This window comes from Paenibacillus maysiensis (genome assembly GCF_000520815.1).
Lineage (GTDB): Bacteria > Bacillota > Bacilli > Paenibacillales > Paenibacillaceae > Paenibacillus > Paenibacillus maysiensis.
This window is the reverse complement of record NZ_ASRY01000328.1, coordinates 1-14,090: the sequence shown is the minus strand read 5'-3', so window position 1 is coordinate 14,090 and position 14,090 is coordinate 1. Positions and strand designations below refer to the sequence as shown.

The window sequence follows — 14,090 nt, the reverse complement described above, 5'->3', positions numbered from 1 at the left end:
CCCCCCAGCCATAGACACACTGGCGCTGGATAGAGCCACGGCTGCACCCAGCAGCAACAGACGCTGACGTTTCACACTCGTGCCGATTCCAGCGGCCGTCTCGTCGCCCAGCGACAGATTGTTCAGGCTGCGCGTCTGTGACAGAACGTAGGGTAGCACAATAACAATCCACGGCAGCAAAGCCGCCGCATGTATCCAGTCCCGGCCCCATACGCTGCCAGCCAACCAACGTGCGGTGAACGCGTAAGTATCCTCATCGAGTCGCAAGGACCAATACAGCGTTATCGCGCTGAGGCCCGAGGCTACACCGATGCCGGACAGGATCAGACGCACAGGCACGATTCCTTTGTTCCGGTTATAGGACAACAGCACAATCAGCACCGCCGCCACGACACCTCCTGCGAAAGTAAACAGGGGGATCAGCACGGCTGCCGATCCTTCAAGATCGCGAAAGAAACTGACGAACATCACCAGTCCTAACGCAGCCCCCGCGTGAAGCCCCAGCACCCCCGGGTCAGCGAGTGCGTTCCGCGACAAGCCCTGCATAACAGCCCCGGCTGCTCCCAATCCGGCCCCGGCTAATACCGTTACAACGATACGCGGCAGACGGTATTCGAACAGGACGATATGATCACGCCCGTTGCCACCACCAAACAGTGTATCCAGCACACGCAGCGGTGGAATACGAATCGTTCCAGTATTCAAACTCAATAGAATGACGGCAAAGCTGATCGCCGCCAAAGCCAAGCAGACGATCAAAGCCTTTGTCCTTCTTGCATCCCCGGTTCCTAAAGAGCGACTCATTACAAATCCCTCCTTTCCTTACGGGCGAGAAAGAGGAAAAAAGGCACTCCGATAAAGGACACCATAATTCCAATAGCGAGCTCCTCGGGCGGATTCGCCATTCTCGCCCCCAAATCAGCCAACACCAGCAGCACAGCTCCCAATAACGCAGACAGCGGTACAATCTGGCGGTAATCCACACCAATCAGCTTGCGGGCGATATGCGGAATAACCAGCCCTACAAAACCGATGGCCCCGGCTGCGGACACGGACAATCCGGCCAGTACCACCACGGTCAACAGTCCCAGCAGCCGGATACGCTTGAGATTTAACCCAAGGTTCAGCGCCACCTCATCGCCCATCGAAATCAGTGAAATAGAGCGTGCCAGCCCCATAGACCAGACGATCACAATCAGCAAAATCGGCGCAAGAATCTCAAGCTGCGACCATTTGATCCCTGCGACACCGCCCGCATACCAAAAGGCCAAATCCTGACTCAGATCAAAATAAATCGCAATTCCCGAAGTCATAGAGCCTAGCAGAGCAGCCGTCACTGCTCCGGATACGGTCAGTCTCATCGGCGTCAATCCCCCGGGCGCGGAAGCTCCCAGACCAAATACCAGCAAGGTGCTCATCAGCGCCCCGAGAAACGACAATACGATTAACGTCCCATAAGGAAGATTGGGGAAAAAGGCAAAACTCACAGCGACCACAAACATCGCTCCTGCGTTAATGCCTAACACACCTGTATCTCCCAGCGGGTTGCGCGTAATACCCTGAATCAGAGAGCCTGCTACCGCCAGCGCAGCTCCGATGACAGCCGCCCCCAGCACACGCGGTAATCTCAGCTCATGAATGATCTGATGTGTCATCAATGAACGATCATAGTGGAATACCGCCGCCCATACCGTGCCTAAGGTCAAGTCCTTGGCTCCAAGAGAAATCGCGGCAAACATGGCCAAGGCCAGCAACACAGCAGCACCTATGAATAGCAGCGCCTGCCGAATTCGGCCCGCCCGGAGTAAAGGACGGGCTACCAAGGCTACTTCAGGAGCTGTGCCTTCTGTCCGAGTCGCTTGTTTATCTGCTCTGCCTTTAAACTGCATTCGTGAGGTCACTCCCTCCATACCTGAAACCACCATAACGCTCATGACGATGACGATAATGATAATTATTATCAGCTTGATTTATAATAGCATGTTTCTATGACTTTGCAAGCCAGAAACTGCTCCTCCTATAGAGGAACAGTTTCTGGATATACCTATGTGAGATCGCTATACGGGACTCCATGTAGCCCACATTTTTTAGTACGTAGGCCAACCTGCGGAGTCCCATTTCAGATCACTAATCAGCAGCTTTGGATTTCCGTTATCAGTGGCATCATAGGCATGACGCGCAATCACACTATTGTTATAAATGGACTGACCGCCCGGTCCCTTCCAACGATCATTCCCCGCATCCAATATGGTTCCGCCGGCATCCATCAGTTTTTTACCACTCTTGTCCACATACGGTCCAGTAATACTGGTGGAGCGACCGTAAATAATTTTGTAATTACTGTTTACGCCCTGGCAGCAGTTATCAATGGAAGCAAACAGATAATAATAACCGTCTCGGTATGTAACATGTGGAGCTTCCAGACCGCCAGCGGTACGCTTCGCGATGGAATAAATCTGCCCCGTAGGCTTCATCGTATTTTTGTCCAAACGGGTAATTTTCAGGCCTGTGTTCCAGGAACCGAAGGAAAGCCACGGGTTACCGGAAGCGTCAATGACCAGATTCGGGTCAATGGCATTGTAATCGTCAGATTGCGTCGTACGCAGCACTAGTCCGTCATCTCTCCAGCTCCCTGCTCCAAATCATAAGAAATTCCGAAACTACGCATAATGTTGTCATACAAAAAGGAGCCCGCAGGCCCCTTCTTAAATTAGCATATTAAACAGATTTTCGTTTTTGTTCAGTTCTGTGTATTTAATCCCCTTGCGGCTCATTCGTTCAACTAAGGGAAGATAGTCTTCCTTGTGAAACAATTCAATGCCGACCAGCGCAGGGCCGTTCTCCTTGTCGTTCTTTTTCGTATACTCAAACCTTGTAATATCGTCGTCCGGTCCAAGCACATCCTGAAGAAACTCACGAAGCGCCCCTGCTCTTTGCGGAAAATTCACCATAAAATAATGCTTCAGTCCTTCGTAAATCAGAGACCGTTCCTTAATCTCCTGCATACGGTCAATATCGTTGTTGCCACCGCTGACGATGCAGACAACCGTTTTGCCCTGAATCTGTTCACGATACATATCCAATGCTGCTACAGGCAACGAACCCGCAGGCTCCACAACAATCGCATTTTCATTATACAGCTCCAGAATCGCGGTACACGCCTTGCCTTCCGGCACCTTCACAATATCGTCCAAGGTACGTGTACAAATATCATACGTTAACTGACCAACCCGCTTAACAGCGGCTCCGTCAACGAACTTGTCTATTTGCTCCAGCGTAACCACCTTGTTCAAACGCATCGCTTCCGTCATCGACGCCGCGCCAAGCGGTTCTACGCCAATTACCTTGGTGGACGGGCTGACCGTTTTGAAATACGTGCCTACGCCTGCCGCCAAACCGCCACCGCCAATGGTCACGAACACATAATCCGCTGGCGTATCCAAACTTTCCATCACTTCCATCGCAATCGTACCGTTGCCTGCTATAATTTTCGGATGATCAAATGGATGGATAAAGGTCATCTCCTGCTCGCTGCACACCTTTATCGCCTCATCGTATGCATCGTCGAACGTATCCCCGGTCAAAATGACCTCCACACTGTTGCCACCAAAGCGACGAACCTGCTTCACCTTCTGATTAGGCGTTGTGCTCGGCATGAATATTTTGCCGTGAATGCCCAGCGCATTACATGAAAAAGCCACACCCTGCGCATGATTACCCGCACTCGCACACACGATGCCCTTTTCCATTTGCTCAGGAGTCAGGCTGCGAATCATGTTGTAGGCTCCACGAATTTTAAAGGAACGCACGACCTGAAGATCCTCTCTTTTCAGATACACGCTACAGTTATATTTAGCCGACAGGACGGCATCCCGCTGCAAAGGTGTACGTACAATCACCTCACGCAGCATATGATGCGCCCGTACAATATCCTCCATGCCGACGATTGACGCCATCGGGGCCGGATCAGTTTTCTGGGTTTCTGTTGGTTCCATAGGTTCTCCACGCTCCGCCTGAATATGTCTGTATTTGAAATCTTTCAAATATCATACCACGTTTACCTACAGCTTGTGCAGGTCATAGAGCATGAAAATGAGAATGAAAATCAATTATATTCAATCGTTCTCTTAATAGCATGGAACATTATCTTTTTACCCCGCCTGCGGTCATTCCCTCAATAAAGTAACGCTGGATGAACAGGAACACGACGAGAATCGGCAAATGGGAGATCATCGGCCAGTCCAAAACAGCTTGCTGTGGTGGTTATCACAAGGGAATGTATCTGCTTTCAAAACAATCGGTTCATCAGGATGCAGTTGGTTCCATTGGTCAGCCATTTGCAGAAAAAAAGCGGCACAACTCCAATTGAAATTCGGGGTTGTGCCGCGCTCTTTTACTTATTCTTGGGAATGGGCTGCCTCGTCCTTAACTTCCTCCCGAAACGCTTTAATACTTTGCTTACGACGCTCATTCTTTTCTTCGATCTGCTTACGCTCCTCGTTACTGATTTCAGAGGAAAATTCGTTGAGATATCCTTCAGCTTCATGCAGGTTCTGCTGTGTATTCTGAATACTTTGTTGCAAATGTTCAACATTATCGGCCCGATTATCTGGTTTTGCCATTTCGTTTGTCGCCTCCTAATAATGGAATCGCTCACTTGAGCGCTAAACCGTAGCTTGAGCGCTATCGAATGATTTTATGCATTCTTGTAGCAATTAATAAAATAGAGTAATTTAGATTACATTATTCAGTTATATTGAAGTTGGTAAAAAAAGAAAAAGGAGCAACCTGTTATATGGAAACGAGTAAGCTAGACCCGCTAGAAGATATTCCAAAGGGACGATTAGCGACTCTTTTTGAAGTGCTGGGGGTGTCTACAAAGTTAGGTCTAACCTCCTTTGGAGGGCCGGTTGCACATCTAGGGTACTTTCATAATGAGTACATACGCCGTCGAAAGTGGATGGATGAACAAAGTTACGCCGATCTTGTAGCGCTCTGCCAGTTCCTCCCCGGTCCGGCCAGCAGTCAGGTTGGCATTGGAATTGGAGTTGTAAGAGCAGGATTACTTGGCGGATTGTTAGCCTGGATTGGTTTCACACTGCCGTCGCTCCTTCTGTTGGTTGCGTTTGCTTTCCTGCTTCAAGGATACGATATAGCGAGTGCGGGGTGGATTCATGGACTGAAGATCGTAGCTGTAGCGATTGTGGCCCATGCTATTCTGGGGATGGGCCACAAGTTAACGCCTGATCGGGATAGAGCAACAATCGCCGTGATTGCCGCCGTGATTACATTGTCCTGGCATACAGCTTACAGCCAAATTCTCATCATTGTTGCTGCCGGTGTAGTTGGCTTATGGCTCTATCGAAAGAAAAGGGCAGAGATTACGTCTAATCTTCAAATTGCGGTTAGTCGTACTTTTGCGGTCTGTTCCTTGGTTCTATTTTGTGCACTGCTTGTGGCACTTCCGCTTGTGACATCCTCGGAGGAAGTGGGATGGTTAACGCTGTTTGATAGCTTTTATCGTTCAGGCTCTCTGGTATTTGGCGGGGGGCACGTCGTACTGCCGCTTCTGGAACGAGAAGTTGTTCCAACAGGATGGGTTAGCCAAGAGGATTTCTTGGCAGGTTACGGAGCTACGCAAGCAGTGCCAGGGCCGTTGTTCACATTTGCAGGTTACCTTGGAGCGATCGCCGGGGGAGTACCAGGAGCAGTGGTTGCCACTCTCGCCATTTTCTTACCGGCATTTCTTCTTGTTGTCGGTGCACTCCCATTTTGGAATGGATTAAGAAACAACCCGAAAATCCAAGGAGCTTTGGTGGGGATTAATGCAGCCGTGGTTGGTATTTTGATGGCTGCGCTGTATGATCCACTTTGGACTACCGCCATCTTGAAACCGATGGATTTTGCCCTGGCGATCATTTTGTTTATGATGCTGGTCTTTTGGAAGCTTCCGCCTTGGGTGGTTGTTCTTACGGGCGCAGCTGGAGGAATGTTACTGGGGTAAGTGTAAGCCCAATAGGAGGCATGGCGGGCAAAAGTATCCGGGTCAATATATCCGATCTTCTATGAGCGAGTGAAAAAGCCGACTGCTTGAAAGCAATCGGCTCTCTGTAGAGAAACCTTAGCCAGGTTCACTCGCCCTATTCCTCACATTTTATATTTAGTGCTTATACCTGCTCTCCACTCGGGTTAAAATGCTCCCCAAACCAACGTCCTGCGGCTTCGGCTTCTGTACGGGTCAATTGATGACCATTGCGTTCCCAATACGCATTCACCTGCGCACCAGCACCTTCCAGTAAAGCTTGCAGCTCACGGGATTCCGTGATCGGAACGATCGGGTCATTTTCACCGGAAGACAGAAATACAGGAACACCGTTCAAATTTGGCAAATTCAATCCACGCAGCGGCACCATCGCATGGTGCAAAATAGCTCCGCGCAGCGCCTTGGCATCGTGAAAGAGCATGCTGGCCGCTATGTTCGCCCCATTCGAATAGCCAAGAGCCACAACGTTGTTGCGGTCAAAATCGTATTGCTCCGCAGCCGTATCCACGAATTCGCTCAGCTCCTTGGTACGGAATACAAGATCCTCAATATCGAACACGCCTTCTGCCAAACGGCGGAAGAAACGCGGCATCCCATTTTCCAACACATTCCCCCTTCCGCCTAACACAGACGCTCCCGGTGCTACCAAATCAGCCAAAGGGATCAGGTCTTGTTCGTTCCCGCCTGTACCGTGCAACAGCAAAATAACCGGGGCTTGTGGATGATTTCCTTTACGAAATACGTGTTTCATATATATTCCCTCCTTCATTTTTGTTCGAAATTAAGATTCTTATTTTTGTGTTAATTTGATTATAGCCAACTTCCCGACCTTTTACAATCGAAATCAGCAAACCTGCTCTAAACCTTTTTCTAAAATGATGTATTGTTCCGTTGACAAGTATCATAGCTCTATTTTACTATTGTATTAGATATTTAGAATATTATCTAAATATCTAAAGGAGGAAATGAATTTTGAATGATGCGTTCAAAGCTTTGGCTGATCCGACCCGGCGTAAAATATTGCAGCTTTTAAAAGACAAGAGCATGAGCGCAGGCGAAGTGGCTGAACATTTTCAAATTAGTAAACCTAGCATCTCCCACCATCTGAATTTACTGAAGCAGGCTGGACTGGTGCTGGATGAACGACAGGGGCAAAACATTATCTACACCCTGCACACCACGGTTGTGGCAGATGTCATCGGTTGGATGTTCAGCATCGCCCACTCTGATATGCCTGCAAAGAAACATTCGAATGATATTAAGGATACGGAGGGATCTGAATGAAATTTCGGATACATTGGAACTTTACGGATGTTTTAACGACTTTGATTGCTTTATCACCTGCTATAGGGGCTTTGCTGCTGTACGACCGACTTCCCAATGTTCTGGCCTCTCATTTTAGCTTTGACAATACAGCAGACAGGTATATGAGTAAAAACAGTTCTATTCTCATGCTGGTGCTATTGGGGCTGGTGCCGTTGGTCGTTCGGTTAGCCCGCTACATGGACCCCAACAGGGCAAATTTCGAGAAATTTGCTAAAGCCTATGAGGTTACGCGTGTAGGTACTTCCCTCATTCTCGCTATAGCCGGTTGGGGAATGCTGCTGTATAACCTGAACATACGACTGCAAATGAATACTATAATTTGCGGGGGAATAGGCCTGATGCTGCTGGTGCTGGGCAATTATATGACACAGGTACAGCCGAACTATACCTTCGGTATCCGTACGCCGTGGACTCTGTCCAACCCGGAGGTATGGCGTAAAACGCACCGTTTCGGCGGACCTATGATGATGCTCGGCGGTGCTTCGGGTTTGGTAGCGGCATGGGTCGGTGGAGTGGCGGGGACGGTCATTTTTCTCACCGGGCTGGGTATATCCGTCGTCACCCCCATCCTCTACTCCTTCCTCCTGCATCGCAAATTAAATCAACAGTAGGATACAGGACGTAGTAACTCTGTCCAAACGGACAAAAGCGCATGAGTCGATCCCAATGCATAAATAAAAAAGAACCTCCTAGCTACGATTAACGCAGATTTGGAGGTTCTTTGTGCATTTGAATATTTAGAACAACAGCTTATCGGGATGAGTGCCCACACGCTCATCAAGATGAAGTGCGTTGATTCGGTTAATATCCTCTGCCGTGAGTTCAAAATCAAACAAATTGGCATTTTCGCGAATACGATGTGCGGTTACAGATTTGGGAATCGTCACGATGCCCCGATCCAGATGCCAGCGCAAAATAACCTGCGACGAGGTTTTGCCGTATTTTGCAGCAATCTCAACGATATCCGCTTGCTCGGTCAATTTACCCTTCATCAGTGGACTCCAGGATTCAAGCTGAATCTGGTGCTCCCGACAGTATTGGTGCAGCTCTTGCTGTGTCAGACGCGGATGAAGCTCCACTTGGTTGATTGCAGGTACGATGTTGCTGTCTTTCAGGAGGTTTTCGAGATGGTGAACTTGGAAGTTGCTTACTCCGATGGCGCGTACGCTTCCTTCTTCATACAGGCGTTCAAATGCCTTCCAGGTTTCCTTGTACTTGTCCTTACCAGGCCAATGAATGAGATACAGATCAATGATGTCCAGACCCAGTCGCTTACGGCTTTCATCGAAGGCACGCAGTGTTGAGTCGAAGCCCTGATCTTCATTCCACAGCTTGGTGGTAATGAACAGTTTTTCTCTATCCGCCCCGCTGTCACGGATGGCTTGTCCAACCAATTCCTCATTGCCGTAGATCGCCGCTGTATCAATATGACGGTAGCCGACCTCAATAGCTGTTTTGACCGCTTCGTAGACCTCATTGCCTTCCGCCTTGTATGTACCAAAACCCAGCCAAGGCATCTGAACTCCGTTATTCAGTACAGTTGTATCCGCAATGTTCCCCATGTCTATCTCCTCCTGTTCCTGATTATGAATTATCCAACGGGATGATTACAGTTTAGTCGCATCCTGAAAAGCATTCACTTGAAGCGGAGCGGCCAACAATTCTTTAGCCGCGGCAACAAATGCTTGGAAATGGGCAGACTTGTTATGGAAATCTACAGCAGCAGCATCCTTCCACTCTTCAACCATGGTAAAAGCGTTCGGATCATTCAGATCCTGCATCAGCGTGTAGCGTACATTGCCTTCTTCAGCTTGTGATGCGCTGATCAACCCTTGGGTTTGTTGCAGAAAAGTCTCTCTTTTTTCAGGTAAAACTTTCATATCAGCATGAATAATAAACATGATATTGTCCTCCTCACATTATGTAACTATTTCTATTATAGACCATTCATTCGGCAGATTAAAAGTGCGAGCGTTCCTGTAATACAGTAAAATGGATCGTGTTGGAGAGAAAATCAGGCGAATCGGCCCCTCCTATATCTTGCTTGACGGCGGTGAATGCACGTGCGTTTTCAGACAAAACTAATCCTTTTCATATCCCTTTTAGTCCTGGTTGTCACCGGGCTGTTGGGATTATCCTTTCGATATATGATCACCTCTGCTCTGTATGAAGAAATCGGGAAAAGAGCGATGACCGTAGCCAATACCCTAGCGGTAGATGCACAGGTTAGGGACGCTCTGGAGCAGACAGGGACAACGGAGCTACGTTCGCAGATCAACGAGGCGGTGAAGCCTGTCCAAACCAGTAGTGGCGCTGATTTTATCACCATTGCCGATCGTCATCTCATACGGCAGTGGCATGTGAACCCGGAGCGTATCGGACAGCCTATGACCGACCCGCTGAATAACAAGGTGCTGCAAGGGCAATCCTTTGTCACGGAATCCACGGGCTCTCTCGGACCGTCACTGCGGGCCAAAGCCCCGATTTATGATGAAAAGGATAAGGTCATCGGACTTGTTTCCGTAGGTTTTCTGATGACAGATGTGGAGCAAAATATTCGTACATACACGTATGCATGGCTGTGGTTCATGGTGGGCGCGCTTGTGATCGGCATTATAGGAAGCTTGCTTATATCGCAACGGGTACGCCGGGAGCTACATGGCTTAGAGCCAGTAGAGATTGGACGTTTGTATCAGGAAAAGCAAGCCATTCTGGAATCTATAGGCGAAGGCATTATTGCGGTTAATAGCAGTGGGCAAGTTACGCTTGCCAATCCACAAGCCGTTCGTCTGCTCGGACTTTCCCCGGAAACCTCTATATACGGATGCGAGCTTCGTCACTTGCCGGGTGCCGCAGGTGAACTGGCAGATATACTTGTTGGAGATCCCTTATTGGAAAATGCGATGGTAGAGCCGGGGCAGGAACAAGGCACATTCAATGAGGAAATTGAGGCGCAGCAACGGGTTGTAGTGGTCAGCCGTGTACCGATTCATGATAGATCCGGTCAGAGGATTGGGACGGTTGCCAGTCTGCGGGACAAAACCGAACTGCTCCGCATGACCCGGCAATTGACAGAGGTCAAAGATTACGCGGAAGTGCTGCGATCCCAAACACATGAATACGCCAACAGGCTATATCTCATATCCGGTCTGATTCAACTGGAGTGCTATGACGAAGCGGTGGACTTTATCACCCGGGAATCAGAGGGATATCGTCTACACAGGCCCGATACTTCTGCTCACCTGCCCGATTCAGTCATCGCCAGCCTGCTGATCGGCAAGAAAAAACAGGCACTGGAAAAGGGTATTGTGCTGCATTCCCATATTAGCGGTGCATTTTCAAGCCTGCCTCCTGCTCCGGAGTGGCGACTTCTCGCTGCCATGTCTGGAAATTTGCTGGATAACGCCATGGAGGCTGCTGCAATACGCTTCAGCTCCAGACCGGATGGACAGGTTTGGTTCCGGCTCGAAGAAACGGCTGAAGGAATCACAGTCGAGGTTGCGGACAACGGACCAGGCATTCCAGAGGCTATCCAAGAAAAGCTGTTTGTTAAAGGCGCATCAACCAAAACAGAAGCAGGACACGGGTACGGCCTTGCTCTTGTACAAGAGTACGTGGATCAGATGGGCAGCTCTATAGAGGTGCATGAACGAGTTGGTGGAGGCACCGTTTTTAAGATACGTATTCCTTTAAATGGTCCTAGCAGCGCGTGATGATACAAAAGGAGGTTACGCCCATGAATGAGCGGGCTTTATCGGATATTGAGGTTCTTATTATTGAAGATGATCCGCGAATTGCGGAGATTAACCGCCGATTTATTGAAAAGGTGGACGGATTCACCGTATGTGCAATAGCGACGAACGAGTTTGAGGCAAAGCTTCAACTGGACGTACTGCGTCCTCCTTTGGTGGTGCTGGATGTTTATTTTCCCGATACGGACGGTCTGACTCTGCTATCGTTCATCAAGCAGCACTACCCGGGCACGGATGTCATCATGCTGACCGCCGCCAAGGAAGCAAAAACGGTGGTACAGGCCGTTCGCGCAGGTGTGTTTGATTTTATCGTGAAGCCCCTTGTATTCGAGAGATTGCGTGCGACGCTGGAGGAATATGCCCGTTTTCGGCGACAAGTCACAACATGGCAAGAGGAACGATCTACGGTGGAGCAATCCGAAATTGACAGTCTGCTTCAAAGCGCAGGCAATGCTAGGATGGCAGGCAGCGGAGCCGGAGTTTTATGGGCCAAAGGCATTGATAAAGTGACCTGCGACAAGGTGCTTGATCTGCTAAATAGACGTGGCGAGTTGACTACCGGAACGGTCGGGATTGAGTTGGGCATGAGCCGTTCCACAGCTAGAAGATATCTGGAGTATTTAGTAGAAAGCGGCGACGCCCGCCACGATCAGATGTATGGGATAGTCGGCAGACCGGAGCGTATCTATCGGCGAATCCCCTCTACTCCATAAATTTAATGAACTTAATTCACTTTATAAGCCAAAATGGTTTAAATGATCACATTGTTTACGTCCCTCCTCCCGATTGCTAGAATGATCAACAGTTGACTAATTGATAATGATTATCAGTTTCTCTGGTAAGCATACTTTGTAACGGAAACGGGGGACAACCATGGCAACATCAAAACAACCACTACGCACAGGCATGCTGCTTGCAGCGATCCTTACGCTGCTGACCGTCATTATGGCGGGATGTGGAAGCCAGGCAAAAGATAACAGCGCCGCAGCACCTCAATCTACTGGCGACACCCGAATCATTAAACATGAGATGGGAGAAACCCAAATTACGGGGAAACCGAAAAGAATCGTAACGCTGGAATTCTCTTTTGTCGATGCGGCAACCCAACTGGGCGTAACACCTGTAGGGATAGCTCAGGAAAATGACGATGATATTGATGGACTGCTCGGCAAAAAAATCGACTTCACGCCTGTAGGTACACGCAAGCAGCCGAACCTGGAAACGATCAGCTCCTTGAAGCCGGATTTGATTATTGCCGATCTGAACCGTCATAAAAGCATATACAAAGAACTGAGCGAGATTGCTCCGACGATTGTTCTGAAAAGCAGGAATTCCTCCTATGAACAAAACCTGGCATCCTTCGGTGTCATTGCCGATGCATTGGACGAGAAGGAAAAAGGTGAACAGATTCTAGCTGCTCATAAAGCTAAAATGGAAAAGCTGGAACAAGGAGTAAAAGCTGGCGAGCCACGCAGTGTACTGGTCGGGGTATTTCGCTCCGATTCATTGACTGGTCATGCTGCATCTTCCTTTGATGGACAACTACTGGAGCAAGCGGGCATCCATAATGCCCTTCAAAATACAAGCGAACCTACCGTCAAGCTGACGCTGGAGCAGATAGCACAAGCCGATCCGGATGTAATCTTTATGGCTGAAGCCGATGAGAAGCTGATTGTGGAATGGAAGCCAAATCCGCTGTGGCAAAACATTACGGCCGTCAAAAAAGGGGAAGTTTACGAAGTGAATCGGGCACTGTGGACCCGGTATCGTGGACTCGGCTCAGCCGAGAAAATACTGGAGCAAGCTATTTCGCTTCTGTATCCCGCGCAAAGTAAAGGAGATGGCTCCCGTTGATCGGACAAGCCTCACGCGACCGGCTGAATAAGCCGGTCTTCTTTGCACTTATCGCCGCGCTGCTGGCCGGACTGTTGCTGAGCGTAGCGATTGGCCCGGTCAGGATGGATATCCCCACCATGCTGACTGCGCTGTTCACCGAGCATCCGTCCAAGGATCAGCTCATTATCCTGACGGTTCGCCTGCCGCGTGCCGTCATTGGCCTGATCGTCGGGGCCGGGCTCGCCGTAGCCGGAGCGCTGATGCAGGCCATTACACGCAACCCGCTGGCTTCGCCGCAGGTGTTCGGGGTCAGCTCGGGTGCTTCGCTGGCCGTCGTGCTGTCGGTCGTGCTGCTGCCGAATATCGGGTCGTCTGGCAGCATTTACTTTGCTTTTGCCGGGGCCATCGCTGGCGGTTCCTTCGTATATACGCTGGCGGGAACGGCAGGTATGACACCGGTTAAGCTAGCCTTGGCAGGAATGGCGGTGCATCTGCTGCTGGCCTCCGTCACCCAAGGGCTGCTCGTGTTCAACGAGCAAATATCCGACGTGCTGTACTGGCTCGCAGGAGCCATCGACGGGTCTACTTGGGCCGATACGCGTCTGGTGCTGCCATGGTTCACCATCGGCATGATCCTTGCATTGGCGCTGGCCCCCTCGCTGTCTGTGCTGAGCCTCGGTACGGAGGTCGCACAGGGATTGGGGCAAAATGTACGCCTCGTTCGGCTACTTGCCTCGGCCTCGGTGATTATGCTGGCAGGCTCTGCTGTTGCGGTAGCGGGCTCCATCGGCTTTGTCGGCCTGATGGTGCCTAACATCATCAAGAATTTCACGGGCGATAATTACAAGCGAGTCATTCCCCTGTCTGCCATCTGCGGGGCTCTGCTGCTGACATATGCCGATGTGTTGGGACGATTTATCGCGTTTCCTTACGAATCGCCCGTTGGAATTGTAACCGCGCTGGTGGGTGCGCCCTTCTTTTTGTATCTGGCGCATAAGAACGGGAGGGCTTCACGATGAAAAAGCTGTGGATTTTACTCGCGCTGACGCTGGGTATTTCTTTTGTCGCCATCGGCGTAGGCAGCACCTACATTACACCTGCCGAGCTGATCGGCGCCCTGACGAACCATGATG

The 14,090-nt window shown here is 49.9% G+C and carries 15 protein-coding genes and 1 pseudogene; 8 read left to right on the top strand and 8 right to left on the bottom strand.

What is annotated here, in order from left to right; genetic code table 11:
• The 4 genes and pseudogenes from L696_RS0126355 to ilvA form a co-directional block, all read right to left on the bottom strand.
• The coding region (locus L696_RS0126355; protein ID WP_025686306.1) for a FecCD family ABC transporter permease at nucleotides 1-804 on the bottom strand (804 nt) is incomplete at its 3' end.
• Nucleotides 804-1,889, bottom strand: a complete 1,086-nt coding sequence (locus tag L696_RS0126350; RefSeq protein ID WP_025686305.1) for a FecCD family ABC transporter permease — start codon at nucleotides 1,887-1,889, stop codon at nucleotides 804-806. The genes L696_RS0126350 and L696_RS0126355, both read right to left, overlap by 1 nt.
• A gap of 198 nt (nucleotides 1,890-2,087) precedes the next feature.
• Nucleotides 2,088-2,639, bottom strand: a pseudogene (locus tag L696_RS0126345) (family 43 glycosylhydrolase); the annotation flags it as partial.
• A 66-nt stretch (nucleotides 2,640-2,705) separates the two neighbouring features.
• A complete protein-coding gene (gene ilvA, locus L696_RS0126340) occupies nucleotides 2,706-3,995 on the bottom strand; it encodes a threonine ammonia-lyase IlvA (protein ID WP_025686303.1) in 1,290 nt (429 codons plus the stop codon).
• Between the two features lie 197 nt (nucleotides 3,996-4,192).
• On the opposite strand from ilvA, the gene L696_RS31070 reads away from it, so the two are divergent.
• Nucleotides 4,193-4,369, top strand: a complete 177-nt coding sequence (locus L696_RS31070) for a hypothetical protein (protein WP_162472209.1) — start codon at nucleotides 4,193-4,195, stop codon at nucleotides 4,367-4,369.
• Nucleotides 4,370-4,397: 28 nt separating this feature from the next.
• Here L696_RS31070 and tlp read toward each other — a convergent pair whose 3' ends face one another.
• Nucleotides 4,398-4,622 carry a small acid-soluble spore protein Tlp gene (gene tlp / locus L696_RS0126335; RefSeq protein ID WP_025686302.1) on the bottom strand — a complete coding sequence of 75 codons (225 nt, stop codon included), beginning with the start codon at nucleotides 4,620-4,622 and terminating at the stop codon, nucleotides 4,398-4,400.
• A gap of 173 nt (nucleotides 4,623-4,795) precedes the next feature.
• Here tlp and L696_RS0126330 point away from each other — a divergent pair, with 173 nt between their 5' ends.
• On the top strand, nucleotides 4,796-6,004 hold the full coding sequence (locus tag L696_RS0126330; RefSeq protein WP_049827532.1) for a chromate transporter: 1,209 nt from the start codon (nucleotides 4,796-4,798) through the stop codon (nucleotides 6,002-6,004).
• Nucleotides 6,005-6,167: 163 nt separating this feature from the next.
• Here the strand turns inward: L696_RS0126330 and L696_RS0126325 are convergent, their stop codons facing one another.
• Nucleotides 6,168-6,794: an alpha/beta hydrolase gene (locus L696_RS0126325; RefSeq protein WP_025686301.1), complete on the bottom strand. Its 627-nt coding sequence runs from the start codon at nucleotides 6,792-6,794 to the stop codon at nucleotides 6,168-6,170.
• A 221-nt stretch (nucleotides 6,795-7,015) separates the two neighbouring features.
• Here L696_RS0126325 and L696_RS0126320 point away from each other — a divergent pair, with 221 nt between their 5' ends.
• Both L696_RS0126320 and L696_RS0126315 read left to right on the top strand, forming a co-directional pair.
• Complete coding sequence (locus L696_RS0126320) at nucleotides 7,016-7,327, top strand: autorepressor SdpR family transcription factor (protein ID WP_025686300.1); 312 nt, start codon at nucleotides 7,016-7,018, stop codon at nucleotides 7,325-7,327.
• Entirely contained in the window at nucleotides 7,324-7,980 is a 657-nt protein-coding gene (locus L696_RS0126315) for an SdpI family protein (protein WP_025686299.1), read from the top strand. The genes L696_RS0126320 and L696_RS0126315 overlap by 4 nt, the downstream gene beginning before the upstream one ends.
• A gap of 126 nt (nucleotides 7,981-8,106) precedes the next feature.
• Here the strand turns inward: L696_RS0126315 and L696_RS0126310 are convergent, their stop codons facing one another.
• Complete coding sequence (locus tag L696_RS0126310) at nucleotides 8,107-8,931, bottom strand: aldo/keto reductase (RefSeq protein WP_025686298.1); 825 nt, start codon at nucleotides 8,929-8,931, stop codon at nucleotides 8,107-8,109.
• 45 nt (nucleotides 8,932-8,976) lie between these two features.
• Nucleotides 8,977-9,270 carry a putative quinol monooxygenase gene (locus L696_RS0126305; RefSeq protein WP_025686297.1) on the bottom strand — a complete coding sequence of 98 codons (294 nt, stop codon included), beginning with the start codon at nucleotides 9,268-9,270 and terminating at the stop codon, nucleotides 8,977-8,979.
• A gap of 246 nt (nucleotides 9,271-9,516) precedes the next feature.
• Between L696_RS0126305 and L696_RS0126300 the strand changes: the two genes are divergently transcribed.
• The 4 genes from L696_RS0126300 to L696_RS0126285 all read left to right on the top strand — a co-directional run bounded on the left by L696_RS0126300 (nucleotide 9,517) and on the right by L696_RS0126285 (nucleotide 13,976).
• Nucleotides 9,517-11,082, top strand: coding sequence for an ATP-binding protein (locus tag L696_RS0126300; RefSeq protein WP_245233449.1), 1,566 nt, complete (start codon nucleotides 9,517-9,519; stop codon nucleotides 11,080-11,082).
• 23 nt (nucleotides 11,083-11,105) lie between these two features.
• Complete coding sequence (locus L696_RS0126295; protein WP_025686296.1) at nucleotides 11,106-11,834, top strand: response regulator; 729 nt, start codon at nucleotides 11,106-11,108, stop codon at nucleotides 11,832-11,834.
• Between the two features lie 160 nt (nucleotides 11,835-11,994).
• Entirely contained in the window at nucleotides 11,995-12,975 is a 981-nt protein-coding gene (locus tag L696_RS0126290) for an ABC transporter substrate-binding protein (RefSeq protein ID WP_025686295.1), read from the top strand.
• Nucleotides 12,972-13,976: a FecCD family ABC transporter permease gene (locus L696_RS0126285; RefSeq protein WP_025686294.1), complete on the top strand. Its 1,005-nt coding sequence runs from the start codon at nucleotides 12,972-12,974 to the stop codon at nucleotides 13,974-13,976. The genes L696_RS0126290 and L696_RS0126285 overlap by 4 nt, the downstream gene beginning before the upstream one ends.
• The last annotated feature ends 114 nt before the right edge of the window (nucleotides 13,977-14,090 follow it).